Annotated in this window: 20 protein-coding genes; 17 read left to right on the top strand and 3 right to left on the bottom strand. The window is 49.1% G+C overall.

The features are described 5' to 3' along the window. The first annotated feature begins 58 nt into the window (after positions 1 to 58). The 7 genes from purQ (at position 59) to purD (ending at position 9,134) form a co-directional block, all read left to right on the top strand. Positions 59 to 754 carry a phosphoribosylformylglycinamidine synthase subunit PurQ gene (gene purQ / locus AC3WRW_RS27880; RefSeq protein WP_492549491.1) on the top strand — a complete coding sequence of 232 codons (696 nt, stop codon included), beginning with the start codon at positions 59 to 61 and terminating at the stop codon, positions 752 to 754. After that, entirely contained in the window at positions 732 to 2,975 is a 2,244-nt protein-coding gene (gene purL / locus AC3WRW_RS27875; protein WP_492549490.1) for a phosphoribosylformylglycinamidine synthase subunit PurL, read from the top strand. The genes purQ and purL overlap by 23 nt, the downstream gene beginning before the upstream one ends. Beyond that, entirely contained in the window at positions 2,960 to 4,492 is a 1,533-nt protein-coding gene (gene purF / locus AC3WRW_RS27870; protein ID WP_492549489.1) for an amidophosphoribosyltransferase, read from the top strand. The genes purL and purF overlap by 16 nt, the downstream gene beginning before the upstream one ends. Positions 4,493 to 4,559: 67 nt before the next feature. Then, entirely contained in the window at positions 4,560 to 5,600 is a 1,041-nt protein-coding gene (purM, locus tag AC3WRW_RS27865; RefSeq protein WP_492549488.1) for a phosphoribosylformylglycinamidine cyclo-ligase, read from the top strand. Then, positions 5,600 to 6,211 (top strand): phosphoribosylglycinamide formyltransferase, encoded by a 612-nt coding sequence (gene purN, locus AC3WRW_RS27860; RefSeq protein WP_492549487.1) that lies wholly within the window; start codon positions 5,600 to 5,602, stop codon positions 6,209 to 6,211. Before purM ends, purN begins: the two co-directional genes overlap by 1 nt. Positions 6,212 to 6,256: 45 nt before the next feature. After that, positions 6,257 to 7,804 carry a bifunctional phosphoribosylaminoimidazolecarboxamide formyltransferase/IMP cyclohydrolase gene (gene purH, locus AC3WRW_RS27855; protein WP_492549486.1) on the top strand — a complete coding sequence of 516 codons (1,548 nt, stop codon included), beginning with the start codon at positions 6,257 to 6,259 and terminating at the stop codon, positions 7,802 to 7,804. 70 nt (positions 7,805 to 7,874) lie between these two features. Beyond that, the gene (gene purD, locus AC3WRW_RS27850) at positions 7,875 to 9,134 is read left to right on the top strand and encodes a phosphoribosylamine--glycine ligase (protein ID WP_492549485.1); all 1,260 of its coding nucleotides are present in this window, start codon (positions 7,875 to 7,877) and stop codon (positions 9,132 to 9,134) included. Positions 9,135 to 9,207: 73 nt separating this feature from the next. Here the strand turns inward: purD and AC3WRW_RS27845 are convergent, their stop codons facing one another. Further along, entirely contained in the window at positions 9,208 to 9,336 is a 129-nt protein-coding gene (locus tag AC3WRW_RS27845; protein ID WP_275691095.1) for a hypothetical protein, read from the bottom strand. Between the two features lie 234 nt (positions 9,337 to 9,570). On the opposite strand from AC3WRW_RS27845, the gene AC3WRW_RS27840 reads away from it, so the two are divergent. The 3 genes from AC3WRW_RS27840 (at position 9,571) to AC3WRW_RS27830 (ending at position 12,358) form a co-directional block, all read left to right on the top strand. Then, positions 9,571 to 10,371, top strand: coding sequence for a DODA-type extradiol aromatic ring-opening family dioxygenase (locus AC3WRW_RS27840; RefSeq protein ID WP_492549484.1), 801 nt, complete (start codon positions 9,571 to 9,573; stop codon positions 10,369 to 10,371). Next, positions 10,320 to 10,832 carry a hypothetical protein gene (locus AC3WRW_RS27835; protein WP_492549483.1) on the top strand — a complete coding sequence of 171 codons (513 nt, stop codon included), beginning with the start codon at positions 10,320 to 10,322 and terminating at the stop codon, positions 10,830 to 10,832. The genes AC3WRW_RS27840 and AC3WRW_RS27835 overlap by 52 nt, the downstream gene beginning before the upstream one ends. A 440-nt stretch (positions 10,833 to 11,272) precedes the next feature. Then, positions 11,273 to 12,358: a DUF3048 domain-containing protein gene (locus AC3WRW_RS27830; RefSeq protein ID WP_492549482.1), complete on the top strand. Its 1,086-nt coding sequence runs from the start codon at positions 11,273 to 11,275 to the stop codon at positions 12,356 to 12,358. A gap of 94 nt (positions 12,359 to 12,452) precedes the next feature. On the opposite strand, the gene AC3WRW_RS27825 is transcribed toward AC3WRW_RS27830, so the two are convergent. Continuing rightward, positions 12,453 to 13,112 (bottom strand): aminotransferase, encoded by a 660-nt coding sequence (locus AC3WRW_RS27825; RefSeq protein ID WP_492549481.1) that lies wholly within the window; start codon positions 13,110 to 13,112, stop codon positions 12,453 to 12,455. 235 nt (positions 13,113 to 13,347) lie between these two features. Here AC3WRW_RS27825 and AC3WRW_RS27820 point away from each other — a divergent pair, with 235 nt between their 5' ends. The 4 genes from AC3WRW_RS27820 to rlmD all read left to right on the top strand — a co-directional run bounded on the left by AC3WRW_RS27820 (position 13,348) and on the right by rlmD (position 17,121). Next, positions 13,348 to 13,638 (top strand): YerC/YecD family TrpR-related protein, encoded by a 291-nt coding sequence (locus AC3WRW_RS27820; RefSeq protein WP_171682407.1) that lies wholly within the window; start codon positions 13,348 to 13,350, stop codon positions 13,636 to 13,638. Positions 13,639 to 13,758: 120 nt separating this feature from the next. Further along, the gene (locus AC3WRW_RS27815; RefSeq protein ID WP_492549480.1) at positions 13,759 to 14,598 is read left to right on the top strand and encodes a sirohydrochlorin chelatase; all 840 of its coding nucleotides are present in this window, start codon (positions 13,759 to 13,761) and stop codon (positions 14,596 to 14,598) included. After that, positions 14,570 to 15,556 carry a diacylglycerol kinase gene (locus AC3WRW_RS27810; RefSeq protein WP_492549479.1) on the top strand — a complete coding sequence of 329 codons (987 nt, stop codon included), beginning with the start codon at positions 14,570 to 14,572 and terminating at the stop codon, positions 15,554 to 15,556. The genes AC3WRW_RS27815 and AC3WRW_RS27810 overlap by 29 nt, the downstream gene beginning before the upstream one ends. A 74-nt stretch (positions 15,557 to 15,630) precedes the next feature. Continuing rightward, positions 15,631 to 17,121: a 23S rRNA (uracil(1939)-C(5))-methyltransferase RlmD gene (gene rlmD / locus AC3WRW_RS27805; protein WP_492549478.1), complete on the top strand. Its 1,491-nt coding sequence runs from the start codon at positions 15,631 to 15,633 to the stop codon at positions 17,119 to 17,121. A 272-nt stretch (positions 17,122 to 17,393) separates the two neighbouring features. On the opposite strand, the gene AC3WRW_RS27800 is transcribed toward rlmD, so the two are convergent. Next, positions 17,394 to 19,517, bottom strand: coding sequence for a hypothetical protein (locus tag AC3WRW_RS27800; protein WP_492549477.1), 2,124 nt, complete (start codon positions 19,515 to 19,517; stop codon positions 17,394 to 17,396). 1,307 nt (positions 19,518 to 20,824) lie between these two features. Between AC3WRW_RS27800 and AC3WRW_RS27795 the strand changes: the two genes are divergently transcribed. The 3 genes from AC3WRW_RS27795 (at position 20,825) to AC3WRW_RS27785 (ending at position 26,403) form a co-directional block, all read left to right on the top strand. Next, positions 20,825 to 24,502, top strand: coding sequence for a DEAD/DEAH box helicase (locus tag AC3WRW_RS27795; RefSeq protein ID WP_492549476.1), 3,678 nt, complete (start codon positions 20,825 to 20,827; stop codon positions 24,500 to 24,502). A 261-nt stretch (positions 24,503 to 24,763) separates the two neighbouring features. After that, a complete protein-coding gene (locus tag AC3WRW_RS27790; RefSeq protein ID WP_492549475.1) occupies positions 24,764 to 25,864 on the top strand; it encodes a DUF6236 family protein in 1,101 nt (366 codons plus the stop codon). Between the two features lie 293 nt (positions 25,865 to 26,157). After that, the gene (locus AC3WRW_RS27785; protein ID WP_492549474.1) at positions 26,158 to 26,403 is read left to right on the top strand and encodes a hypothetical protein; all 246 of its coding nucleotides are present in this window, start codon (positions 26,158 to 26,160) and stop codon (positions 26,401 to 26,403) included. Positions 26,404 to 26,467 lie beyond the last annotated feature (64 nt).

Below are 26,467 nucleotides of genomic sequence, written 5' to 3'. Positions count from 1 at the left end.
GCGAATGCTTACGAAGCAAGTTTTGCCAAAGGCAAAACGCTTAGAAGGAGGAAACGTCATGAATTTTGCGGTGCTTGTATTTCCGGGTTCAAACTGTGACATTGACTGCTACAAGGCAGTAGAAGATACGATCGGACAGCCGGTTGATTATGTATGGCATACGGCGGACGATTTGTCCAAATACGACTGCATCCTCGTGCCGGGCGGATTCTCTTATGGGGATTACCTGCGCTGCGGAGCGATTGCGCAATTTACGAATGTGATGAAAGCGGTGGCTAAAGCTGCGGAAGAAGGCAAATACATTCTAGGGATTTGTAACGGATTCCAAGTGTTGACGGAAGCCAAATTGCTGCCAGGCGCTTTGCTGCGCAACAACGGCATGAAATTCCGCTGCCACGATACGATTTTGAAAGTGGAAAACAACACAACGGCTTTCACGCGCGATTATGCGGAAGGCGAGCTTATCAATATTCCTATCGCACACGGGGAAGGCAACTACTACTGTGACGACGCTACATTGAAAGAATTGCAAGAAAACAATCAAATCGTCTTCCGTTATGAAGCGGGCAGCAACCCGAACGGATCCCTTGACGACATTGCGGGAATCAGCAACAAAGCCGGCAACGTAGTAGGTATGATGCCCCATCCGGAGCGCGCCATTCATGAGATTCTGGGCTCCGCCGACGGCAAGAAAATGTTCACATCAATTCTAAGCGCTTGGAGGGAAAAACATGACGCAGCAGCTATCCGCTAAGGAACCGACAGCCGAACAAATCGTGGAACAGAAAATTTACAAGCAAATGGGCGTAACGGACGAAGAGTTTGCCAAAATTTGCGGCTTCCTGGGGCGTAATCCGAACTATGTGGAGATCGGCGTATTCAGCGTTATGTGGTCCGAGCATTGCTCTTACAAAAATTCGAAGCCGGTGCTTCGCAAATTCCCGGTTACTGGACCTCGCGTTCTGATGGGACCTGGCGAAGGCGCAGGGATCGTAGATATCGGGGACAACCAAGCGGTTGTTTTCAAAATTGAAAGTCATAACCACCCTTCGGCGATCGAGCCTTACCAAGGCGCGGCGACAGGTGTGGGCGGTATTATTCGTGATATTTTCTCCATGGGCGCACGCCCGGTGGCTTTATTAAATTCTTTGCGTTTCGGCAAGCTGCAAAATGACCGCGTTAAATACCTGTTCGAGCACGTTGTATCCGGTATTGCGGGTTATGGCAACTGTATCGGGATTCCGACTGTCGGCGGCGAAGTGATGTTCGACGAGAGCTACGAAGGGAATCCGCTCGTTAACGCCATGTGCGTGGGTCTCATCGACCACGACAAAATCCAACGCGGTGTTGCCAAAGGTGTAGGCAACCCTGTCTTCTACGTCGGCCCGGCAACAGGCCGCGACGGTATCCACGGCGCGACGTTCGCCTCCGAGGAGCTGACGGCGGAGTCCGAAGCGAAGCGCCCGGCGGTGCAAGTGGGCGATCCGTTCATGGAAAAGCTCGTGCTGGAAGCGTGCTTAGAGCTAATCAATTCCGGCATCGTGCTCGGAATTCAAGATATGGGCGCTGCAGGTCTTACCTGCTCCAGCGCGGAGATGGCAAGTAAAGCCGGCAACGGCATGGAGCTTTACCTGGATGAAGTTCCGCAGCGTGAAGAAGGCATGACAGCATATGAAATGATGCTGTCCGAGTCGCAAGAGCGCATGCTGTTCGTTGTTGAGCCGAAGCATGAGGCCCAAGCGAAAGGTATTTTCGAGCGCTGGGGTCTGCACTGCGCGAAAGTCGGCAAGGTAACCGACGACGGTTACCTGAAGCTGATCCACCACGGTGAAGTCGTGGGGAACATGCCGGTCGGCGCACTCGTTGACGAGTGCCCGGTTTACAATAAGCCGAGCAAGGTTCCGGCTTATTACGAAGCCAGCGCAGCGATCGACACGACGCGTTACCCAGAGGTAACGAAGCTGACGGATGCGCTGAAATCGGTGCTCGCGTCCCCGACGGTAGCGAGCAAAGAGTGGGTGTACAACCAGTATGACCACATGGTTCGTACGGATACGGCTGTGCGTCCGGGTTCGGATGCAGCGGTTGTGACCATTCGCGGCACGCGCAAAGGTCTTGCGATGACAACCGACTGCAACGGACGTTATGTGTATCTGGATCCGGAAGTCGGCGGACGGATCGCCGTTTCCGAAGCAGCGCGCAACGTCGTTTGCTCCGGCGCCGAGCCTCTTGCCGTTACGGATAACCTGAACTTCGGTAGCCCGGATAAGCCTGAAATTTTCTGGCAGTTGGAGAAATCCACAGACGGTATGGCGGAAGCTTGCCGCTACTTGGATACGCCGGTTATCGGCGGCAACGTTTCTCTTTATAACGAGAACGCCAAAGGCGCAATCTACCCGACTCCGGTTATCGGAATGGTAGGTCTGGTGCACGACATCGACCACATCACGACGCAAAGCTTCAAAAAAGAAGGCGACATCATCATCCTGCTCGGCGAGACGAAAGCGGAGCTCGGCGGCAGCGAATTCCAATATGTGATTCACGGCGTAACAGAAGGACGTCCTCCTGAGCTTGATCTGGCGGTGGAGAAACGTCTTCAGAACACCGTGCTCAAAGCGATCCAAGAAGGTCTTGTCGCTTCTGCGCATGACTTATCCGAAGGCGGCTTGGCCGTTGCTTTGGCGGAAAGCTGCATCAGCGGCCGCATAGGCGCCGAGGTTAACGTAGCTTCTGAGCTTCGTCCTGACTTCGCATTGTTCAGCGAATCCCAATCCCGTATTCTGCTAAGCGCATCCCCGGACAAAGCGGACGCTCTTAAACACTGGGTTGCTTCGCAAGGCGTGCCTTACCAAGAGATCGGAACTGTCACAGGTACAGGTTTGACCGTTAAAATCAACAACGAACAGCGTCTCCAGTCTCCGGTAAACGAGCTGGCGAAAGTCTGGAAGGATGCGATTCCATGTCTAATGGCATAAAACAATCCAAGGCCCTAAAGCTTCCTGCGGCTCCCCTGGTTTCTCTGGGGAATGGGCAGCATGAGCTTTGGACAGGGGAGTACTTCAACGAAGGTGTCGGCGGCCATGGCGGATTGTTTGACAAGTTGAATGAAGAGTGCGGCGTGTTCGGGGTGTACGGTCACCCCGACGCTTCCTCTCTGTGCTACTACGGGCTGCATGCGTTGCAGCACCGCGGTCAGGAAAGCGCCGGAATCTGTACGGTGGAAGACGGCAAGTTCAACTACTACCGCGGGATGGGGCTTGCCAAAGAGGTGTTCACGAACGAGAATTTGTCGCCTCTGACAGGTTCTACGGCGATTGCGCACGTACGGTACTCGACAGCAGGCGAAAGCAAGCTGGCGAATGCACAGCCGCTCGTGTTCAAATACCGGGAGGGAGACCTTGCGATTGCGACGAACGGCAACCTTGATAATGCCAACATTATTAAGCGTGAGCTTGAGCGTAAGGGCTCGATCTTCCAAACGACCAGCGACACGGAAGTGCTGGCGCATCTGATTGCCCGTTCGGAGCATGACGATATCGTGGATGCGGTCAAAGACGCTTTGACGCAAGTGATCGGCGGCTTTGCCTTCCTGATTGTCACCAAAGATAAATTGATTGCTGCGCTCGATCCCAATGGCTTGCGTCCGTTCATGATCGGCCGTCTCGGCGATGCTTACTTGTTCGCTTCCGAGTCTTGCGCATTCGATGCGGTGGGAGCTACGTATTTCCGTGATGTTCAGCCAGGCGAGCTTATTGTGCTGGATCGCGACGGTTTCCATTCCGAGCAGTTCACAGAAAGCGGCCGACGCGCGATATGTGCGATGGAATATATATATTTTGCCCGTCCGGACAGCGACATTGACACAGTGAACATTCACTCCGCCCGTAAGCGGATGGGGAAGAAGCTGGCGATGGAAGCTTTCGTCGATGCCGATGTGGTGACAGGCGTGCCGGATTCCAGCATTTCGGCGGCGATCGGTTTTGCGGAACAAACGGGAATCCCTTATGAGCTGGGTCTGATCAAGAACCGCTATACAGGCCGGACGTTCATTATTCCAAGCCAAGAGCTGCGTGAGCAAGGGGTCAAAATGAAGCTGAGCGCCGTTCGCAAAGTGGTCGAAGGCAAGCGGGTTGTCATGATTGACGATTCCATCGTTCGGGGAACAACGTCCCTAAGAATTGTTAATTTGCTAAGGGAAGCTGGCGCTACGGAAGTGCATGTGCGGATTTCTTCGCCGCCTTTCATGAATCCGTGCTACTACGGCATTGACACACCGGATCGGAAAGAGCTGATCGCCGCGATGAACTCCATCGAGGAGATTCGCAAGGCGATCAACGCGGATTCTCTGCATTTTCTGACCAAAGAAGGGCTGCTGGATTCCATCGGTCAAGGATCGTCCGGGGCGAGCAGCGGTTACTGTACGGCTTGTTTCGATAACAACTACCCAACGGAAATTGCGGATATTACGAAGGTTGGTTGTGCTTGCGATTAAGGAGAGTGGGATGGCCCTCGGGCCGCCCTCTACATAGACATAGACAAATATAAGGAGTGGTTGCGAAGTGTCGGATGCTTACAAAAAGGCCGGAGTCGATATCGCGGCAGGTAACGAAGCAGTAGAACGGATGAAAAAACACGTCAAACGGACTTTCCGTCCTGAAGTGTTGACTGACCTCGGCGGCTTCGGCGGGCTGTTCAGCTTGAACAAAGACAAGTATGAGGAGCCAGTGCTCGTGTCCGGTACGGACGGCGTGGGCACGAAGCTGAAGATTGCTTTTGCAATGGATAAGCATGATACGATCGGGATCGACGCTGTTGCGATGTGCGTGAACGATATTATCGTTCAAGGCGCAGAGCCGCTGTTCTTCCTTGACTATCTCGCTTGCGACAAAGTCGTTCCAGAGAAAATTGAGTCGATCATCAAAGGGATCGCTGACGGTTGCGCGCAGTCCGGCTGCTCGCTGATCGGCGGCGAAACGGCGGAAATGCCGGGCATGTATGCGGATGGGGAGTATGACATTGCCGGCTTTACGGTTGGAATCGTCGACAAGAAAAAGATCATCGACGGTACGACAATCCGTCCCGGAGACGTCGTGCTGGGTCTGGCTTCCAGCGGTGTGCACAGCAACGGGTTCTCTCTTGTGCGCAGACTGTTGCTGGAAGAGAAAGGTTACACGCTTCAAGGCCATGTTGAAGAGCTGGGCGATAGGCTGGGCAATGTGCTGCTAGAGCCTACTAAGCTTTATGTGAAGCCGATTCTGGCGATGCTGGAAGACGTGGCAATCAAGGGCATGGCGCATATTACAGGCGGCGGGTTTATCGAAAATATTCCGCGCGTTCTGCCGGACGGCGTGAACGTGGACATTCAATACGGCTCATGGCCGATTCTGCCGATCTTCTCTTTGATGCAGCGTGAGGGCGGTATCTCGAACAACGACATGTTCCGCACGTTCAACATGGGGATCGGCATGGTCATTATCGTGAATGCCGACGATGCGGAGAAGGCCATTGCCGCTGCGGAAGCGCAAGGCGAGCAAGTTTACCGTTTGGGCGTTGTTACGGAAGGCGAGCGTGTAGTGACATTCCAAGGAGCTGTGGTGTAATGCAGCCTTATCGAATAGCGATTTTCGCTTCGGGCAGCGGCTCGAATTTCCAAGCGATTGTGGATCAGGTACAGAAGGGGAAGCTTGATGTCAGCATCGAGCTTCTTGTCTGTGACCGTCCGCAGGCTTACGTGGTGGAGCGCGCCAAGGAAGCGAAAGTGCCTGTGTTCGCGTTCCGTCCGAAGGAATATGCGAATCGCGAGGCCTATGAGGCTCTTATTTTGAAAGAACTGCAGGACCGGCAGGTCGATCTGGTCGTCATGGCAGGCTACATGCGTATTATTACGAATGTGTTGGTTGAGCCGTTTTATGGCCGGATGATCAACATCCATCCATCGCTGCTGCCGTCTTTTCCGGGCGTGCGGGCGATTGAGCAGGCCGTTGACTACGGCGTGAAGCAAACCGGCGTTACCGTGCACTTCGTGGATGGCGGATTGGACTCCGGCCCGATTATTGCGCAGCGCGCCGTGGAGATCCACGAGCACGAGACGGCGGAATCGCTCGCAGAGCGGATTCATGCTGCAGAGCACGTGCTGCTGCCGCAGGTCATTCGCTGGCTGCGCGAGGATCGCGTGAGCCTGGATGGCCGCAGGGTGGGCGTGCGGCTGTAGGTTTTACCACGCTATAAATAAATTCATTTTCTGGGAGGAAGAATCGTGGCAATCAAAAGAGCACTGATCAGCGTGTCCGACAAGACGGGGATCGTTGAGTTCGCGAGCGAGCTTGCGAAGCTGGGCGTTGAGATTATATCTACTGGCGGTACGCAAAGTTTGTTGAAGGATAAAGGGGTGCCGGTTATCGGTATTTCCGAGGTAACAGGCTTCCCTGAGATCATGGACGGCCGCGTCAAAACGCTGCATCCGGCTGTTCACAGCGGTCTGCTTGCCGTTCGTGACAACGAAGAGCACCAAGCGAGCATGAAAGAGCTCGGCCTGGATTATATCGATTTGGTCGTCGTGAATCTATATCCTTTTGCCGAGACGATTGCGAAGCCGAATGTCGCTTACGAGGACGCCATCGAAAATATCGATATCGGCGGGCCGACGATGCTTCGTTCAGCAGCCAAAAACCATGCGTTCGTATCCATTGTTGTCGACGCTGCCGACTATGCCAAAGTGCTGGAAGAAGTACAAGAGACGGGCGATACAACGCTGGAAACGCGCAAACGTCTTGCGGCCAAAGTGTTCCGTCACACAGGCTCTTATGATGCTTTGATTGCTGATTACTTGTCCAAGCAAATGGGCGAGCCTTACCCAGAGCGTTACACCGTAACGTACGAGAAAATGCAGGAGCTTCGCTACGGGGAGAACCCGCATCAAAGCGCGGCTTTCTACCGTAAGCCGAATGCGGCTGCCGGTAACATTACGACGGCTGAACAATTGCATGGTAAAGAGCTATCGTACAATAACATTAACGACGCGAATAGTGCGCTGCTGATCGTCAAAGAATTCAGCGAGCCGGCGGTCGTCGCCGTTAAGCATATGAATCCTTGCGGCGTGGGCATTGGCTCGAACGTGCTGGAGGCTTATCAAAAAGCGTATGCGGCTGATCCGACATCGATCTTTGGTGGAATCGTAGCGGCTAACCGCGCGATTGACGAAGCAACGGCTCAACTGCTGCATGAGATTTTTCTGGAAATCGTCATTGCGCCGGATTTCACGCAGGAAGCGCTTGATATTTTATCCAAAAAGAAAAATATCCGTCTGCTCAAGGTGAGCGGCTTGGATCAAGCGGGCCCGCGCAAGTCGGAACCGGTTATTACAAGCGTAGAAGGCGGCATGCTCGTTCAGGACATCGATGTACACCAGTTGACCGAAGCCGACCTGACGGTTGTCACGGATCGCAAGCCGACCGCGGCCGAGCTGAAACAGCTTCTCTTCGGTTGGAAAGTAGTTAAGCATGTTAAATCTAACGCCATCGTACTCGTGGCTGACGATATGACGGTTGGCGTGGGCGCGGGCCAAATGAATCGTGTCGGCTCGGCGAAAATCGCCATCGAGCAAGCGGCTGACAAGGCCAAGGGCTCCGTCATGGCGTCAGACGCGTACTTCCCGAAAGGCGATACGCTGGAACTCGCTGCGAAAGCGGGCATCACCGCGGTTATCCATCCAGGTGGTTCGATCAATGACGCTGAATCGATTCGCGTGGCCAATGAGAATGGCATCGTGATCGTAACAACGGGCGTACGTCATTTTAAACACTAAAACAACGAAGAATGCTCACGATTCGGGTCCGGACCGTGGGCATTCCCTATGAAAGGGACTGGTGGCAAAGATGCGTGTATTAGTAATTGGACGGGGCGGTCGCGAACACGCGATTGTATGGGCGCTGAGCAAAAGCCCGAAAATTAGCAAGCTTTTCTGCGCACCGGGGAACGGCGGCATTGCGGGATTGGCGGAATGTGTGCCGATTACGGAGCTTCAGTTTGAAGAGATCAGCACATTCGCGAAGGAGCAGGCCATTGACTTGGTGATGGTCGCTCCTGACGATCCGTTAGCGGCCGGTTTGGTGGACCACTTGGAGTCCAAAGGAATCGAAGCGTTCGGACCTCGCGCCAACGCCGCGATCATTGAGGGAAGCAAAGTATTTATGAAGGAGCTTCTGAAAAAATACAACATCCCTACGGCGGCTTATGAAACTTTTGACGCGTACGAGCCTGCGCTTGCTTACCTGCGTTCGCAAAAGGCGCCTATCGTGATCAAAGCCGACGGCTTAGCTGCCGGCAAAGGTGTGACCGTTGCGCAAACGATGGAAGAAGCCGAAGAGGCGCTTCGCGATATTATGGTGGATCAAGTGTTTGGCAAATCCGGCGCGAGCGTGGTCATTGAGGAGTTCCTGACTGGCCAAGAGATGTCGCTGCTTGCTTTCGTGGACGGTTCCACCGTTCGTCTCATGGTACCTTCGCAGGATCATAAGCCTGTCTTCGATAACGACAGAGGACCGAACACGGGCGGAATGGGCACGTACTCCCCGCTGCCGCATATTCCTGAGTCCATCGTGCAGGAAGCTCTTGCGAACATCGTCCAGCCAACGGCTGATGCCATGGTCAAAGAGGGCCGCCCGTTCAAGGGCGTGCTGTATGCGGGTTTGATTTTGACCCCCAACGGCGTGAAGACGATTGAGTTCAACGCGCGCTTCGGCGATCCGGAGACGCAGGTGATTTTGCCTCGCCTCAAAACGGACCTGCTCGATATTTTCCTTGCCATCAACAACGGAACGCTGGCGGAGCAGCCGATCGAGTGGAGCGAGGATGCAGCGGTGTGCGTGATCGTAGCTTCCGGCGGTTACCCGGGGCCTTATCCGAAGGGATTGCCGATCATAGGGCTTGAGAACGTGAAGGATTCCTTAGTGTTCCACGCGGGAACGGCTTTGGAGAACGGGCAGATCGTAACGAACGGCGGACGTGTGCTCGGCATCACCGGTATCGGCAAAGATATCGTTGAAGCACGTCAGAAGGCTTACGCGGATGCGGACCGGATTCATTTTGGCGGGAAGCATTACCGGACGGATATTGCGATGAAAGCTTTGAAATAGAACAATGCAAAAACACAGTTTCTTTCTTGCGGGAAAGGGCTGTGTTTTTTTGTTTTATGCAGGTGAATGGAGGTTACTTATCTCTCCCGCCTCGGATGTATTTGTCTTTGTTTTTATACTCATACCAAATGGCCAGGAGGACGCCGATGATGAGCGCCAGCGAGATCCAGTGATTGACGATGAAGTTCCAGAGGGTGTTCATGCGATTGCCTCCTTGGATTGCCTTTAGGTTAGTTTTGGCAGGGGCTAGGTGTTTCATGCATAGCTGTACGTATGAGGAGAGTGGTGTGATGGGGGTGAATCCGCCCATAAAGCCAATTAACAGGACATGGTTAGCGACTGGCGCATATTTTTGCTTCGATAAGATTGCGTTTATTTGAGAATACTGTAGTATACTGGTAAAAAGTTTCCATTCCAAATAAGGGAGTGATTCGCTATGCTGCCAGCTTTCTTTATTGCGCATGGAACTCCAAGCTTGGCGATTGAACAGCATGCATACACCGAGTTTCTGCAAAAGCTGGCGAAGGGCATACCTCGTCCCAAAGCAATTGTGATCTTCAGCGCGCATTGGGAAAGTCCCGTGCAGAAAATCAGCTCGGCCATTCATCCGGAGATGATCTACGATTTTTCGGGATTTTCGGAAAAGCTTTATAGCATTAATTATCCGGCAAAAGGCGAATTTATGTTGAGTTTGCATATTCAGCAGTTGTTTCAAGAGGAAGGGATATATTGTGAGTTAGATGATGAACGCGGGTTGGATCACGGGGCTTGGGCGCCACTGTCTATCATGTACCCGGATGCCCAGATTCCCGTGGTGGCGCTTTCGGTGAATCCGAAGTTGACGGCGGAGGAGCATTATCGCATCGGTGCGGCGCTGGGTTCCTTGCGCGAGGAGGATGTTCTCATTCTGGGCAGCGGAGGCACCGTACACAATTTGCGCCGTTTGGACCGGAATAATCCGGTGCCGAAGCTGTGGGCGGTGGAGTTCGATGAGTGGCTGGCGGAGCAGCTCGAAACGTGGAATCTCGATGCGCTCGTGAGGTACGACGAAAGAGCGCCTTACGCTGCGGAGGCGGTGCCGACGCCGGAGCATTTTGCACCTTTGCTGCTTGCCTTTGGGGCGGCAGACGGCGCACGCTGGGCGAAGCTGCTGCATCACAGCTTCCAAATGGGCACGCTCAGCTTGTGCTGCTGGATGTTCGGCAGCTTGAAGAAGCCGCAGCGTTTTCTGGAGTAAGCCATGACGGTGCGGCTCTACTCCAGAAAACGCTGCTTGAACTCAGGCTTCGGCAGCATGCAATGCTCAGCCTTGCCGAACCAGCGGTAGCGGTTGCGCGCCACGAAGGCGTAGCCGAGGTTCCGCAGCGGAGCCGGAATGACGATGGCGGCATACGCCAGCGGATAGGCGCCACGCAGCCGCCGGGCAATGCGCAGCGCCGCCGTGGAGCGGGTGTAGGCGCGCCCGTCCTCAATCAGCACAATCGTGCTGATGTTGTCCGGGGGCAGCCTGTGCTGCTCGAGCAGCGCGTGTCCGGCAGCCGACTGCAAGGACGCGAAGCGGAAATGGCCCTTCGGGTCATTCCGCAGGATAAACTGCACAGCTCCGCTGCACAGGTTGCAGACGCCGTCGAACAGGATGACGGCTTTGTCGTCGTCGGTCATGGGGCGATGCCTCCTTCATGGAGATTAATGTACTGAGCGTGAGAAGTCCTTTTCAGCCTTCTCAGTAAGGCCTAGCTACTTTTCCGCGAGTGAGGGGGCCATTTAGGTCGTCTCAGCAAGAAAATGAGGAGACTTCGATTATTTTTGAGCGTGAGAAGTCCTTTTCAGCCTTCTCAGTAAGGCCTAGCTACTTTTTCGAGAGTGAGAGGGCCATTTAGGCCGTTTCAGCATGAAAATGAGGGGACTTCGACTATTTTTAAAAATCTCCTATTCAGTTTACCACTAGGCTGCATTTCCCTCTACTATACCTATTTACCGTGAATTAGTGTGGAACTGGTTGTACGATGAGATCATCCAAACGTGCAAAGTAAGCAGACGGTAGATACGCCCCAGCCCAGCCAAAAAGTCTTCTACATAACTATTGCCTAGCATATACATTTCATAGAACGATAGAACAAGAGAAGAGGTGCCTATTGATGAAATCATTGTCCCTTTCCCGTCGCCGAAGAACTCTTAGCGCCTGGCTTGTCCTTGGCTGCTCTGTCATAACCATAGTCGGCTGCAGTGATACGCCTGCGTCCATGCCAACGGTGAGCCCTGACACCGCAGCAGCAACACCATCGGCTTCAACGCCTGACACCAAGCCCGCTGTCACAGCCGTGGAGACCGAGCAGCCCTACAAATTCCCGCTGACCGGGCTTCCTTCCGACAAAGAAGTGAAGAGCCGGCCCTTTATGGTCATGGTCGAAAATGCGCCGCAAGCCAGGCCCCAAACCGGCCTGGACCAAGCGGACATCGTCTACGAGATTCTCGCAGAGGGCGAGATTACTAGATTCGTCTCCGTGTTCCAGAGCCATGAGGCGGCAACGATCGGTCCTGTGCGCAGCATCCGGCCTTATTTTGTAGAGATCGGCGACGCGCTCGATGCCGTGATCGTTCACGCCGGCTGGAGCCAGGAGGCGATGGATATGATGGCCGGCCGCAAGCTGGCCCATCTCGATGAGGTGTATGGCGATGGCGCCTACTACTGGCGCTCGACCGATCGCAAGGCCCCGCACAATCTTTATACCTCTGTGGATAAAATGAAGCAGGGCGCCCTAGCGCACAAATTCCGTACCGAGTGGAACGGACCGCTACTTACTTTTGCCAAGGATGATAGTCAAAGTAAACTTACCGGCGCTGCCGTGCATTATATCCTCGTTCCTTATATTCAAGGGTATTTCGTATCGTATGAATACAATGCCGGAGAGGGCGTGTACATGCGCAGCATGGAGGGCAAGCCTCATCTCGACAAGGAGAGCGGCAAGCAGCTGCAGGCCAAAAACCTGCTCGTGCTGGAAAGCAAGCACAAAATCGTAGATAAAGAGGGACGCCGTGAGGTTGACGTGTTCGGACCCGGCAAGGGCGTCATCCTGCAAGAGGGCAAATCCCAACAGATTACGTGGGAACGCAAAAACGGCATGCTGCGCGCCTACGCGGAAGGCGGTAAAGAAGTGCCATTGCTGCCAGGCAACACGTGGGTGCAGATCGTACCGGAGGGTACGGCGCTGAAAATGGAGTAAGCCGCAAAAAGCTGTACGCACGCAAAGCCGCCCCGCTTGGTGTTTGAACCAAGACGAGGCGGCTCCTGTGCGATATGGCTGTATTTTTGACTCGCTATCTGCGTTTGCGTTTGCCTGTTCCGGATTTGGAGCTGCTACTGCGTCTTTTGGCTGTCCCTGATTTCTTGCGCCGTTTGCGTTTCGGTTTGAAGACTTCAATGGCGTCTTCCGAGGCGACCTTGCCTTTGCCTAAAGCGCCAAAGATCGTTTTCACCATCGGTGCCATTTGTTGAAAGCTGGACATGAACTTCTGAACCTTGCCCATCGTGCCGAGAATGCCGTCAATGCCGCCCATTCGCTCCACGAAGCCGGAGATTTGCTTCATACTGAGGCCACTCAGCGGATTAGAGCTCCCGCCTGCTGCTCCGCCGCCACCTCCGAGGAGGTTGCTGAGGAAATTGCCGCCGCCGCCGCCGCCACCACCGCCGCCGGCGTTACCGCCACCGCCAAAGAAACCGCCACCGCCGCCAGCGTTGCCGCCACCGCCGAAAAATCCTCCGCCCCCGCCACCGGCAGGGCCACCAAAGAAACCGCCTCCTCCTTCGAAAGGAGTAGGAAGACCGCCGCCTTGTGCGAAATCCGAGAACGGGTTGCCGCCTAAGCCGGGATACTGTCCTAATGCGCGACTATCACTATTTTGCGGAGGCAGCGTTGTGAGGCTTCTTGTATGCACTTCAGGACGACTAATGTCTATGAATTGTCTAGGGTTACTCACTGGGATTCACGATCCTTTTTATCAGATTTGTCTCCTACAGGATATGTCACTTGCCTACCGTTGGTATGGACGAATGTCATGGGTCCTAGATATTTGTCTCAATTCAGTTCATTAACGCATAGAAATTTTAACGTTTCGCAATCCTAAAGGCAGGATTTATTCTCGCCGTGTCGAATGATACTCTGGAGCTTACTATATTAAGCTAACATGCATGACTACCAGGAGTTGATAACGTATGCAATTAAAAAAATTGAATGATAAAGCCATAGACCAACTTTTTGAGGCCATACTGACCCTTAAGGATATAGAGGAGTGCTACGTCTTTTTTGACGATCTGTGCACCGTGAATGAAATTCAATCGCTTTCCCAGCGTCTGGAAGTTGCCCGCATGCTGCGCAAAGGATGCACATACAATCAGATCGAAGCGGAAACAGGCGCATCTACGGCTACGATTTCCAGAGTCAAGCGCTGCTTGAATTATGGAAATGACGGCTATGTGCTGACATTAGATCGTTTAAACCGTTAATTATTTAGGTGGTAAAAGAGTTCAAGATCCTGCATTACGATGCGTAATGCGGGATTTTTCGTGTTTATTGAGAGCTCAATTGACATGTGGGAACACATTCGTTAGCATAGGATTGTAAGCATGGTTAGAACGGGTGGGGAAAATATGACGAGCAAGGTCGGTGTCCTGGTCATAAGCCACGGATCTCGGGATAAAGGCTGGGTGGAGCTGGTCGATGAAGCCGTATCTGCGGTGAACTTGCCGACAGACATTCCTATTTATTCCTCTTATCTAGAGCTGGTGGAAGGCCGCTTAATTCAAGACGGTATTTGTAGCTTAGAGGCGCAAGGTGTGTCGGATATCATCGTCATTCCCCTTTTCGTGTCCTCCGGGAGTACGCATATTGATGAAATCAGCTACGCTCTGGGGGTTACCCGGGAGCCGCTGCTGGAGACGGATATGGTGCCTTTCGATATCGCAGCACGGATTCATTTCACATCGCCGATGGATGGCGACCCTGTCATTGCTGAAATTATTTATGCGAAAATCAAAGCGTTATCCGAGTCGCCAAGTCAGGAAATCCTCCTGCTCATCGGGCACGGAAGCAAGGAAGAAGGCTTTCATCAAAAATGGCTTCAAGGCTTGGAGCAGCTCGCAGAGCGGTTAAAAGCGTTAGGCGGCTATGACGAGGCGGATGTTGCCATGCTTTTGCCGGATCAAGTGTCTGCCAAGATGACAGCATGGATGCATAAAAAGCCTGGTCATGCGGTTATTGTGGCGCCGCTTTTTTTAAGTGAGGGTTATTTTACGGGTCAAGTGATCCCTTCGCGTTTGGAGGGATTTGCATATAAATACAATGGACGGGCGCTGCTGCCAAGTCCGCTAATTTCCAAATGGATGGAGAAGCAGATCGCTTCCGCAATTCCAGACGGTGAACAGGTGATGAGACACAATGGTCAAAAGAGCAAGACTGATCTATAATCCGACTTCCGGCCGGGAAGAAATGAAAAAACGCCTGCCAGAAATTCTTCAGCGCCTAGAGCGCGGCGGCTTCGAAACATCCGCTCACGCGACAATCGGCGAAGGGGACGCCACACTTGCTGCGGCTGAGGCCGTGAAGCGTGGCTTTGACCTCATTATCGCCGCAGGCGGAGACGGCACTTTGTGCGAAGTTGTGAACGGCATGGCCGAGAAAGAGGGCCGCCCGCCGCTGGGCATTTTGCCGCTGGGGACGACCAACGATTTTGCCCGCGCGCTTGGCATCCCCAAAAATCTGGAGCAGGCCTGCGACCTGATCATTCAGCAGTACACGACCGACATTGACGTAGGCAAAATCAACAACCGCTATTTCATTAATATCGCCGGCGGAGGCTCGATGACCGAGCTGACGTACGAAGTCCCGAGCAAGCTCAAAACCATGATCGGCCAATTGGCCTATTATATGAAGGGACTCGAAAAACTGCCTAGACTCAAGCCTATCGAGTTGTATGTTAAAGCAGGCGAAATGGAATTCCATGATGAAGTCATGATGTTCCTTGTCGGCAATTCCAACTCTGTCGGCGGCTTCGAGAAGCTGGCTCCGGAAGCAAGTATGAACGATGGGCTGTTCGATGTTCTGATCCTGCGCAAGTGCAACCTTGCGGAATTCATCAGAGTGGTTACACTTGCGCTGCGCGGGGAGCACTTAAGCGACCCGAATCTGATTTATTTTCAGACGAATCATATTGAGATTAATTCACCGGACTACGTCCAGCTGAACTTGGATGGGGAATTTGGCGGCACGCTGCCTTGCGTGATGACGAATTTGAAGAGTCATCTTCAGATCATCGTCGATCAGTCCGGTCAGTCGATTTATAAAAAGAAGCTGATTGAGACGTTGACCACGCCGTTCCAATTGAAGGATCGGCATGGGGATGATGACCATGAGTGGCATCAGTAGGGCATGGAAGCATAGTGGAAAAACAATTATAAAGAAAATCGATTTAATTATAGTTTGGAATTAAGTGAGGGCTTATGAGAGCAAAAGATAGAAGAACGAAGGCCGCCGCTGCGAAAGCGGCGCCGGCCTGGATGGCGGATCTGCCGGTGCAGATCGGGCAGCAAGTTGAAGCTGAGATCATCGGGATCAGCCATGATGGGGAAGGGGTAGGCCGTGTGAACGGCTTTACCCTTTTTGTCGCTGGTGCGCTGCCGGGTGAGCGTGCGCTCGTGCGGGTGGAGCATGTGAAGAAGCAGTATGGGTATGCGCGGCTGCTGCGTTTGGCGGAAGAGAGTGCCGAGCGTGTTACGCCGGATTGCGGCATTTATGAGGAATGCGGCGGCTGTCAGCTGCAGCACCTTAGTTATGAGGCGCAGCTTCGCGTGAAGCGGCAGCAGGTTGTGGATAATTTGCAGCGGATCGGGAAGCTGGCGGTGGCTGGCGAACCGCCTGTCGGGCGGACGGAAGAGACGACGGCAAGTGATGAGGGGATCGTTGTCCATCCCACGCTGGGTATGGCCGATCCATGGCGGTACCGGAACAAGGCGCAGGTTCCTTTTGGGGAAGAGCGCGGCGGCCTCATTGGCGGATTTTATGCGCAGGGGAGCCATCGCATCATTGATATGGAAGAGTGCCTGATCCAACATGAGGCGAACGACGAGGTCGTCGCTCGGGTGAAAGACATCGGTGCGCGGCTGGGTATACGCGCTTATGATGAAGAGCGTAATGCCGGACTGCTGCGCCACGTCGTCGTCAAAGTCGGCTTCCGCACGGGCGAGATCATGGTCGTCTTGGTGACCAATGGCAGCACGATTCCGCGTGCGGACGATTGGGTGGCAGGCATTCGCGAGGCTCTGCCTGCGGTGAAGAGCATTTGCCATAACATTAATGTGAAGCAGACGAATGTTATTTTTGGGGATGAGACTCGCGTCCTGTGGGGCAGCGAAGTCATCTATGACTATATCGGCGATGTGAAATTTGCAATTTCCGCGCGATCCTTCTTTCAAGTGAACCCCGTGCAGACGGAAGTCTTGTACGGGAAGGCACTCGAGTACGCCGGGTTGACCGGCGATGAAGTGGTCGTCGATGCCTATTGTGGCATCGGCACGATCTCCCTGTTCCTGGCGCAGCGCGCGGGACAGGTCTATGGCGTTGAGATCGTCGAAGAGGCGATCGCGGATGCACGGAAGAATGCCGAGTTGAACGGCATGACGAACGTGCATTTCGAAGCGGGCCCTGCGGAAGTGGTCCTCCCCGAGTGGACACGTCAGGGCATTCGCCCGGACGTGATCGTGGTGGACCCGCCCCGCAAGGGCTGCGATGCCGCGCTGCTCGCGACGATCTTGGAGCTGCAGCCGCGTCGCGTCGTCTATGTGTCGTGCAGCGCATCAACACTGGCTCGCGACTTGCGCGTGCTGGTTGATGGGGGCTACGGCGTCGCGGAGGTGACGCCGGTGGATATGTTTCCGCATACGGTGCACGTAGAATCAGTGGCTTTGTTGGTGAGGGATGGTACAGATCGCTGAGATTGCAGTGGTGGAGCGGGTTTGTGGAGTAGTACAGTTAATTCGGAAGTGTGAAACAGAAGTGCGAAAGTAATAGAGTTGACTGATTGTTGACGAAATTAATAGATTAGTGCTGAGAACACCTGATGCGAAATCAGGTGTTTTTTTGTTTAACCTTACATAGTCAGATTGACCGGCAATAGCAGGACAACTTACACCGTTATCCGCATGACATAAAAGGGACTCGCATCTGTGCGGTCCCTTCTGAAAAGTACATCTAGAAAAAGGTCAAATTAGATCTTGCTTGTTTTGTAAATCACATCATTATCTAACAAGGCTTTAAATGATCTTAGTATTTCCGCTTGAATAGCATCAACATAGTAAGTTACATCATCTTTATTGGTAAGATGTGTGTCAATATTTTTAATATATGCTCGAAATTTTGTGCCGAAGGAAAAGTATGCCTCATTCATAACAGGCCGAAAAGTTTTATGGTAAACAAGAGCAGCAGTAACTTTGCGGGTCGAGAAGTGAGACAAAAGCTTGGTCAATAAACGTTCCTCTAACTCAGAATCCTTATTAATAATGCCCTGGATTGAAATACATTGTCTTAGAAGTCTAGAAAGTTCAAGTTCAATTGAATTTAATGAATTTCTAATTGAACCAGGAAATGTAATTTTAAAGGATTGAACATATTTGAATCGCTCATGTAATTCTACTTTATAGCCCTCTCCATACGAGAGTCTATCAGGTAAAGCATTGAAGCTATTCCCGTGAGGGGTTTTCCATGAATTTTCTTGGCAGTTATTTGCTATATTTGCATACAGGCTTGAGTGAATTATGTTCTCTAGTCCGTCTTTGATTAAGTTGTCCATAAGTTTGATTCCGATATCTGATCCATATTCAGGGTTAATTTTAACTGGTATTTTATCAGAAGGCTCCTTTGCAGATGCAAAACTCTCAAACATGGTTATTAGTGTCTCAGATAATTTGTTAATGTCACTAACTTCATAATTATCAAAATTTATAGGAGAGAACGATGTCGCTTTATGCCCCAAAATTTTAACGCGTCCGTTACCATTTTCGCTAACATTTTCGATTAACTCTGTTCTAATGCTATCCATTGACTCAATAAGCTTCTTTCGAATGTAATCCCTAGGGGGAGTAACATGAATTGTATCCTGTTCGAAAGGATCATACACGGTATTATCTCTATTCCACAGGGCTTCAAATTGTTTAACTGCAAGATCTAATTTATTGCTGAGAATAAATACGTTGATATCGAATGGAACACTACGGAGAAACTCACTTGAGAGTGGAAGAAACTTTTTTTCATTCGCTGTTTCTTCCAACGGAGCTAGCCAAATAATACCTTCAAAATCATAGCTTCGCAGCAACCGATTAAAATACTCCTTGTTTTCAGCTTTATCACCAAATCTGTGAAAAGCCCCCATTGTATCAATAATCCCAACTTCAAAATGTCCATTTCTATTTAGGTATTGATTCGCATGAGTACCCAAACGTGAAGCAATCGCCTTATTAATCGGAACGTAAATAACAATATCTTTAAATAAAACTTCAACAGAAATTTTGCCGCTATTATTGTTGTTAAAGAAAGCATCCTTTTTTTGCTGAAGGCCACTATCCGATTCGTCAAGTGGAAAATCGAGACTGAGGTAACCATCTTCTGTCTGATACCCGTTTTCAAAATATTCATGGGCTATACTCGCTAACTGTTGATTAATGGCATTGTATTGAACGGCCAGTTTTGTACCAATTTCTTTACCATTCGAGAGTAGGAATGCCCCTTCTAAATATTCACGTAAGACTTCAGCTAGTTTGATTTCAATTGAAGATTTACTGGAAGCATATTTTGTATCCAATGGTTCTGACTGAGGTTCTTCCATTCTTGTCTTTGCTAGTTGATGTAATTCTCGCATATCGTTTCGACTAATCTCGTCTATGATTTTTGCTGTCTCATTAATCCAAGCTATACCACTGTCTTTTAAAAGTTGCAGGATAGCAATGTGATTTTCTCCGTCAATAAACTTTTCACTTAGCAAATCTTTTGCAACTTTTGGACGTTTTACATTCTCTTTAGAAGCGTCAACACATAAGGCTACAAGCACTTCCACAATAACTTCATCAAAGTCAAAACGGCTCAGCGGCTGAGTATCTAATCTTGCAAATAAAGATATTTTGTAGTCAAACTGCGGATCGTTGGATAATACAATTATTTTTGGTCTTAATGTGGAACTTCCATTTCCGACCATCTTACCAAAAGGTTTGGCTGCCGCTGGCATTATCAAGTTTAAAATGTACATTGTTTTCCCTGCACCTGTCGCGCCTACAAGGAGTAAGCACTCGCCGCCATACCCGCCATACACCGGTAAAGTCTTTAAATTACAAATAACCATAAAAAAACCTCCTGTTATTTAGTCGACTACACGATCCTAAAAGAAGGAATGTGCGTTCGCCTAATAACCCGAGGTTGGGTGCATTTGTAGGTTTCGTCACATTCGCTACTTCATGGTCACAGGCGGTCAACCTGCTACAAATAACGAATAATCGACTTATAATAATTTCAATACCAGAATAACCCAATTTTATTTTATCGTCAAGAACGTTATCGTATTTTCTTTATAGCAGGGTAGAAGATAGTGTATGAAGAGCCTTATCATACGACATATCAAGAGGCTGCCGCCTGCCTGCTGTTCGAGGTCGCGCAGGAGCGGAAAATCGAACAGCGTTTATAGTTACAGAGGATGTCTATTAAATGGATAATAATTTCAAGAGGGAAATTAGTCCAACGGGGGAGCGAAGTGGAAGAGATGTTGAACCAAGCGATGGAGAAAAGTTTTAGTGAATTAAGGATCAAGGATTCATATGCATACATCAGAGGAGTTCGGCGTGGTATTGACTTTCTATTCGAAGACATACACAGACCAAAGCTAAGAGTCATGGGTTGATAAGGGATATGTGGAGGATGTTGTCCGTAACTCGGAAAAACAGTGCTTCGAGCTCAATGATGGTCGCATAAGGGAGTAAAGCACAATATACTCTAGGCGAGCCGCTAGGCATACTGAAACATGGGACCACTAAGCAAGCTCTTCCATTGATGCTGAACGAAGGATTAAAGCCGATTGGGAGGCAGTATGTTCTTTTATCGGAAGGAACGCATTTTACAATATTGGCAGGAAGTCGCAGGGGGGGCAACTAGTCATACTCCAAGTGGACACGGCACATGCAAAACAAGAAGGTGCCACTTTCCAATATGTTGGTACCGAAGTATAGCTAGCTGACCGTGTGCCACTCGTAAGCTGCTATGTGATGGAGACGGAGGAAAAGGAGCACTCGAATCATGAGTCATTTCGTTGATATTGGCGTCAATTTGATGGCATCTTTCATTTCACCAAGATCGTGAGCAGGACTATATTCTCGTTATTTCTCGCCGCGGGACGTACAAGCACCAAGCCAATTTGATTAATGCCTATGTTAACTTTGCCGTTGTTTCTGACTGAACTGGAGGATAGTCTGATGTACCCCCATCGGGGATAAGTGAGTTGTCATTACGGGGAAGAAAACCAACCACAGTCCGTAATGTGAATAGAACCGGATGATCCAGTTATGTTGCTGGTTTCTCCGGTTTTGTTATTTTCTGGAGGCGGGGAAAGGTAAAATGGTTTATGATAATACAAGAACTACACCGGAGGTTTACAATCTTATGAATTTGTCTTTCCAAGAAAAAAGAGAATTTGCTTATCAAATCGTGGATTTTTGGCATACTGTGGAGCTGTTAGACCAAGATCAGTTTCCACAAGACAAAAGAGAAAATAGGAAGCTGGTGGAGCTGACCAAGAAAGGTATTCAGGGTAAACGGGTGAACAAGGAAAAAGAGCGGAAAATTACAAAATTTCAGCTGTTTCATAATTTGCCGTTAAAACATCCGATCGCCGATTTAATCGAAGCCGATACCCTTATGTATCCGGGCCACTCTGTAAATAGCAGTGTGATCCATCTGTGCGTAGGGAGAATGGAAAGAGAGCTTTTGATAGAGGCATTATACAGAGGGTTACAACTTCATGATGACATACCTGAGAAGGATACGAGTGAAATTTGCCTTATTGGTCTCAAATTAAACCAAGAAGGCATCTATATTGAACACAGTTTTAGGTTATCACCATTGGTCTGGGGGATCCGACAAATTCTCAGTGCCGGTAATAATGCAGGGGAGCGTCTGTCAAGCAGACATTATGAGGAAGAGATCAGGGGCTTCGAGGGAAAATTCAGCAAGATAGAGCCCTTGAAGTCAGAGAATATTGAGGAGCTGTACCTTGAGGTATTCGAACAGTATATTAGGCCTATCTGCCAAACCGTAGAGAAGCCGGTACTGAAAGGGAATCTAATTTACACACGATATAACAATGCCGAGACTTTTATGAAGGAAGAAGAGAAGGCAGAGGATGTAAGCGAGCTTGTAAAGGGGTTTTATTCCGAGGATCTGCACATGGTGAAAGAGTCGTTGCGTGCTGCTGGTAAGGAGACGGCCATGCATGCGGACCTTATTGATTATATTGTCGGTGCCTATTTGGAGCAATCTGGGCAGGGTAAAGAAGCCGGGGTTGAAAAACGCGTTGATATAAGAAACGACAGAACCCATATTGAAAAATGGCTCTATGCAGACAAGGCGCCCTCAGGGAAATGGCCCTCCCGGTATAACCCTGTCTTGATGCAGCAGCTCGCGATCAATATGGGGATTAGCGAGACCGGCGAGGTCAGACGGATTTTCTCGGTAAATGGCCCTCCGGGTACGGGGAAGACAACGCTGCTTAAAGAGATCATCGCTTCAAACATTGTCGAACGTGCCAGACTGCTGTGTGATTATAAGCATGCTGACGATGCATTCGAGGCAAGGCATTTCAAACATGGGACCTTTGCCAATAACGGCTATGACCAATATTGCAATAAATATTATGTGCTTAAGAATGAACGGCTGACTGACTTTAATATGCTCGTAGCTTCTTGCAACAACGCCGCAGTCGAAAATATAACAAAAGAGCTGCCGAGCGGCCTGGGATTGCTTGAGAATCTTCAGCCCAATGCTAAAGATTCAGTAGATGTTGCGAAGGGCTTAACCGAGGTGATAGCATTATTCGATTGTTCCAGGAACGGGAAGAAAGAAACATATAAGGTATTCAGACCCGCCGAAGAGGGAAAGGGTCGTTATGAGGCTGCGGAAAAAGGGGAGGTTTACTTTTCGTGGCTGGCTCATAAATTGATGGTTTCAAGTGAAGAGCCGGAGGATACCGAATCACTTAATGCATGGGGGCTGATCTCAGCGCCAATGGGCAAAGCCTCCAACATAAATAAGTATTATTATAATGTATTGAGGGACCTCATTGAACAGTTTCTCTCGAAGAACGATTGGATTAAAGAACGTCACAAGATATTCGTCCAAGCAAAAGAGGAGTTTAAGACTCAATGGAATAAAGTTTCAAAGCTAAAGCAAGAGCTGGCTGATAACAGCCGACTATCCGATGTTTATCGTGAGAAGAAGCAGGAGCATGAGAATCTTCTCCAAGAATACCAAGCTCAAATAAAAAAACTTAGGAAAGAGCTTCAAGAATGTCATTTGAGAGCAGACAGTCTTGCTGCAGAAGAGTCTGCAACCAGAAAGAAAACAACAGCAACACAACAGAAACTAGCCGAACAGCAGAAACACATTCAAGATACGAATCACCAGAGCTCTGTGCTCCAAGAACAGATTGAAATGATTCAGGAGCATTTGATCGAGAAGGAAGATGAAAGAAAGCTGATCGAAATCTTGTTTGGCTGGCTGATAAAGACGGAAAGGCTGAGACAAATCCAAGAGCTGAAGGACCAAAGGGAGGAAATTAAGCGGGAACAAGAGCGTATATGGGAAAGCTTACAGATGATGGACCAGGAACACGGCAAAGAGGAGGCCCTTCTAGCCGAGTATGAGGATATACTGAAACGGCTATTTGTACAAATTGAAGAAGAGAAACATGAAATACGAGAAAGTGAACGCCGGATCCAGGAATTAAACAAACAGATGGGGGATATCCGGTGTCAGATGGAGAAGAACCGCCTAGAGTTGCAAGCCGAACTTTCAGCTCTAGGGCGGAATATGACTGTACTAGATGATAAGTTCTGGGAGGATTTCGGAAGCAGTGAGCTTGAAAAGAATACCCGGGCTCAACTAAGCAATCCCTGGATAACAGAAGAGTATAACCGGGAACGCGAAAAGCTCCTTTATCATGCTTTGCAGGTCCATAAGGAGTTCATCCTCTCCTCCAAATCGTGCAGATTTAATTTTATCAACCTGTCCATGATGTGGAAGTACCGGGAAAACTGTCAAAACGAATTGGTGCAGTTCAGCCTGGACGATCGGAATGATTCTTTTCCGCATTTATTGAATACCCTTTTCCTGCTGACCCCGGTTCTTTCAACCACGTTTGCTTCTGTCGGACGTTTTTTGCGCTATAACCGGATGCGGGGAAGTATGGGGCTATTGATCATTGATGAGGCAGGACAAGCTGCGCCGCATGTCGCGCTGGGGGCAATGTGGAGAAGCAAAAAAGTAATTGTTGTAGGCGACCCCAAACAAGTAGAACCAGTTGTTACAGCGGATTCCGATGCCATAAAAAAGGTCTTGAGCAATAAGCTGCTATTGCCTTACCTGAACAAGACCCTTTCCGTGCAGAATTTCGCTGATCGAATCAACGTTTATGGATCTTATATCGCAGATCGAATCATGAATGAAACGAAGTGGGTGGGTTGCCCATTAATTGTCCACCGCAGATGTACGGACCCCATGTTTACGATATCAAATACCCTATCCTATGACGGAACAATGAAACTGCAGACTGCGGCGGCAAAGGAAGAGGACAAGAGAAGGTTTGTTTTGAAGCAGAGTTGTTGGATAGATGTGGGTGGTTTTGAGGACGGGAACAAGAATCACTTCGTTCCGGAACAAGGAAAGGTTGCACTTGATCTGATTATCCAAAGTTTCCGCAATTATAATGGTCTTCCGGATCTATATGTAATCTCGCCATTTACGACCGTCATCCAGGGCATCCGGGGGATGGTCAGTGGGGCGAATGAGCTCAGTATTTATAAGGATGAAGTGGAAACGTGGCTGGAGCAATATTGTGGAACGGTTCATAAATTTCAGGGAAAGGAAGCGAAGGAGGTTATCTTGCTGTTAGGCTGTGATGCAAGGGCGGAAGGTGCCGTCCGTTGGGTGAAGCCCAATATTGTGAATGTTGCGGCTACACGTGCCAAATATCGGTTCTATATCTTGGGTGATTACAGCGTGTGGAGGAAATCGGAAATCTTTGAAATTACTAAAAATATTATTGAACCGGGAAAATCAATGTAAGGGATATCTCCTGCTAATGCCTCTTAAACCACGGGTGCGGTGGGGGTCCGGCCTGCCGCAGGTGCCTGTTCCGGATGTTGAGACTGTCTTGTATCGACTCGTTGGTAATCTTGGCGGCGTAGACAGTTAAGTAGATTAATATACGATAACACCAGCAATGGATAGCGCGATTGCCTAATTAAATCAGGGCTTACCTGCTGATTTCAAGCTGTGAGATTTGGATTACTTACTAATATAGATTGATAACGAGGAGATGACTCCATGAGAAGAACGATCCTATATTATCCTGATATAATGCTCCCTGACGGACCATGGTTAAAAAAAGCACTATTATATTGGGATGAGGTTAGTTCAATTGTTCCAAGAGGTTTAGAATATGAGCCAGAATTTAATAATTATTTAAATCAATATTTAAGGGATAACGGTGAATACAGACCCATCTACCCTGATCAATTAATGACAAGCCAATATTTTGAACAGTTTGAGGAAGAATGCATTAAAAAAATTCGCAGCTACACTACAGCAAATAATGTATCTCGCAAACACGGCTTTAAGTTGAAATCAAATAAACATAACGAGAAAACAAATGATTTTTATGGAATTCATAGAGATAAAATGTCTAGTAGGATAATGGAGATGCTTTATAGGCAAAGATTATCTTCTTCTACAGTTGATGATAGTGAATGGTTAATTATGGAGAGCCAATTAGCGGAAACTTATATGTCGACTCTTGCAAAGTACATAGCGTTGTCAGATGTTAATTACACAGTAATAGGCACCGATCGCCTTGACGCTATAAACAATGTGTTTCCAGTTAAACAAACTTCCAAAAAACCCTTCATGAATAAAAAACCTTTCTTCAATCTCTCGCTTAACATTTTACCAGTACCTAGTCAAGATGTATCTTACGAGCAGATTTTACGTTTTAAAAATAAATATAGAGATGAGCTGCTCTCATTTAGGAATATCTTAAATGACTTTGAGAAGCAAGTTAGTAATTCAGAATCTGAAGATGAGTTAAAAAATAGTACGATAATTTTTCAGGAAAAGATTGAAAAAGGAACAAGAGATGCGATGAAGATGTTAAAAGGTGCAGGTATTAACTTTTTTTTGTCATCTCTAAAATCAATTATTAATATTAAGTCACCGACAATGTTAGCTGCTATTGCTGGGATTACCGGACAAAAGATAGTCGAATTTTCAACTCCTGCAGTAATAACTGGTGTTGGTGTTGCAGGTGTCTTGGAGATTTCATTGAATTATATGAATCTTAGCAAAAGTACTTACGAGAAACTGTCGGATAAAGGCTTTTTATACCTTCACTATGCCCGTAGCAAAAAGATAATTAAAGACTTTAATTAATGTATGTGCTTATATAATGACTGAATTTGCATTCAATTACTTATTTGTTTGTTTAATGTTACGGTGCATGAAGATTTTTTGCCGATCAAAGACAATTTAGTATTCTTTTGAAACTGTCTTGGTTTTTAAGGATTTTAAGGAGATATCCTAAGTGAGACTTGTTGCACTACCGCGTAGAAGTAACTTGGTTGGAGAAGATATGGGCAATGGAATCAAAAAAGAATTTAAAGTAATCCTTATAATCATAATGCAGATAATTTCATCGAACAATTTAAGAGAGAGAAGGCAGTCTGATGTTTAAGCTAAATACATTAGATATCGATTTATATAATTTTTATAAGGGGCTACTACTTTCCGAAAAAAGGTATCATTTACAAGTAGGCTCTTTAATTGAAAATGAGAGTAGGTTACTTGCTCAAGAGATTAGAGACATACAAGAACACTATTTTTATAAAGAAGTTTTATCAGATAGTTTTCTAAAGAGACATTTTAACATTGACTACATACCAGACCAAAGAAAAGTAATTAGGGCTTGCTGAATAATCAAAAGATCCTTATTTCACAAGGGTTTTAGAGCATTTTTGTCGAATTCATCTGCAAAGA

The organism is Paenibacillus sp. FW126-R14 (genome assembly GCF_058789495.1).
The sequence above is the reverse complement of the archived record's forward strand: the minus strand, read 5'-3'. Positions and strand labels throughout refer to the sequence as shown.

What these genes read in the sequence shown, in the direction of transcription:
- purQ (WP_492549491.1), top strand. Translation starts at nt 59, where the DNA reads ATGAATTTTGCGGTGCTTGTATTTCCGGGTTCAAACTGTGACATTGAC.
- purL (WP_492549490.1), top strand. Translation starts at nt 732, where the DNA reads ATGACGCAGCAGCTATCCGCTAAGGAACCGACAGCCGAACAAATCGTG.
- purF (WP_492549489.1), top strand. Translation starts at nt 2,960, where the DNA reads ATGTCTAATGGCATAAAACAATCCAAGGCCCTAAAGCTTCCTGCGGCT.
- purN (WP_492549487.1), top strand. Translation starts at nt 5,600, where the DNA reads ATGCAGCCTTATCGAATAGCGATTTTCGCTTCGGGCAGCGGCTCGAAT.
- purD (WP_492549485.1), top strand. Translation starts at nt 7,875, where the DNA reads ATGCGTGTATTAGTAATTGGACGGGGCGGTCGCGAACACGCGATTGTA.
- AC3WRW_RS27845 (WP_275691095.1), bottom strand. Translation starts at nt 9,336, where the DNA reads ATGAACACCCTCTGGAACTTCATCGTCAATCACTGGATCTCGCTGGCG.
- AC3WRW_RS27840 (WP_492549484.1), top strand. Translation starts at nt 9,571, where the DNA reads ATGCTGCCAGCTTTCTTTATTGCGCATGGAACTCCAAGCTTGGCGATT.
- AC3WRW_RS27830 (WP_492549482.1), top strand. Translation starts at nt 11,273, where the DNA reads ATGAAATCATTGTCCCTTTCCCGTCGCCGAAGAACTCTTAGCGCCTGG.
- AC3WRW_RS27820 (WP_171682407.1), top strand. Translation starts at nt 13,348, where the DNA reads ATGCAATTAAAAAAATTGAATGATAAAGCCATAGACCAACTTTTTGAG.
- AC3WRW_RS27815 (WP_492549480.1), top strand. Translation starts at nt 13,759, where the DNA reads ATGGTTAGAACGGGTGGGGAAAATATGACGAGCAAGGTCGGTGTCCTG.
- AC3WRW_RS27810 (WP_492549479.1), top strand. Translation starts at nt 14,570, where the DNA reads ATGGTCAAAAGAGCAAGACTGATCTATAATCCGACTTCCGGCCGGGAA.
- rlmD (WP_492549478.1), top strand. Translation starts at nt 15,631, where the DNA reads ATGAGAGCAAAAGATAGAAGAACGAAGGCCGCCGCTGCGAAAGCGGCG.
- AC3WRW_RS27800 (WP_492549477.1), bottom strand. Translation starts at nt 19,517, where the DNA reads ATGGTTATTTGTAATTTAAAGACTTTACCGGTGTATGGCGGGTATGGC.
- AC3WRW_RS27795 (WP_492549476.1), top strand. Translation starts at nt 20,825, where the DNA reads ATGAATTTGTCTTTCCAAGAAAAAAGAGAATTTGCTTATCAAATCGTG.
- AC3WRW_RS27790 (WP_492549475.1), top strand. Translation starts at nt 24,764, where the DNA reads ATGAGAAGAACGATCCTATATTATCCTGATATAATGCTCCCTGACGGA.
- AC3WRW_RS27785 (WP_492549474.1), top strand. Translation starts at nt 26,158, where the DNA reads ATGTTTAAGCTAAATACATTAGATATCGATTTATATAATTTTTATAAG.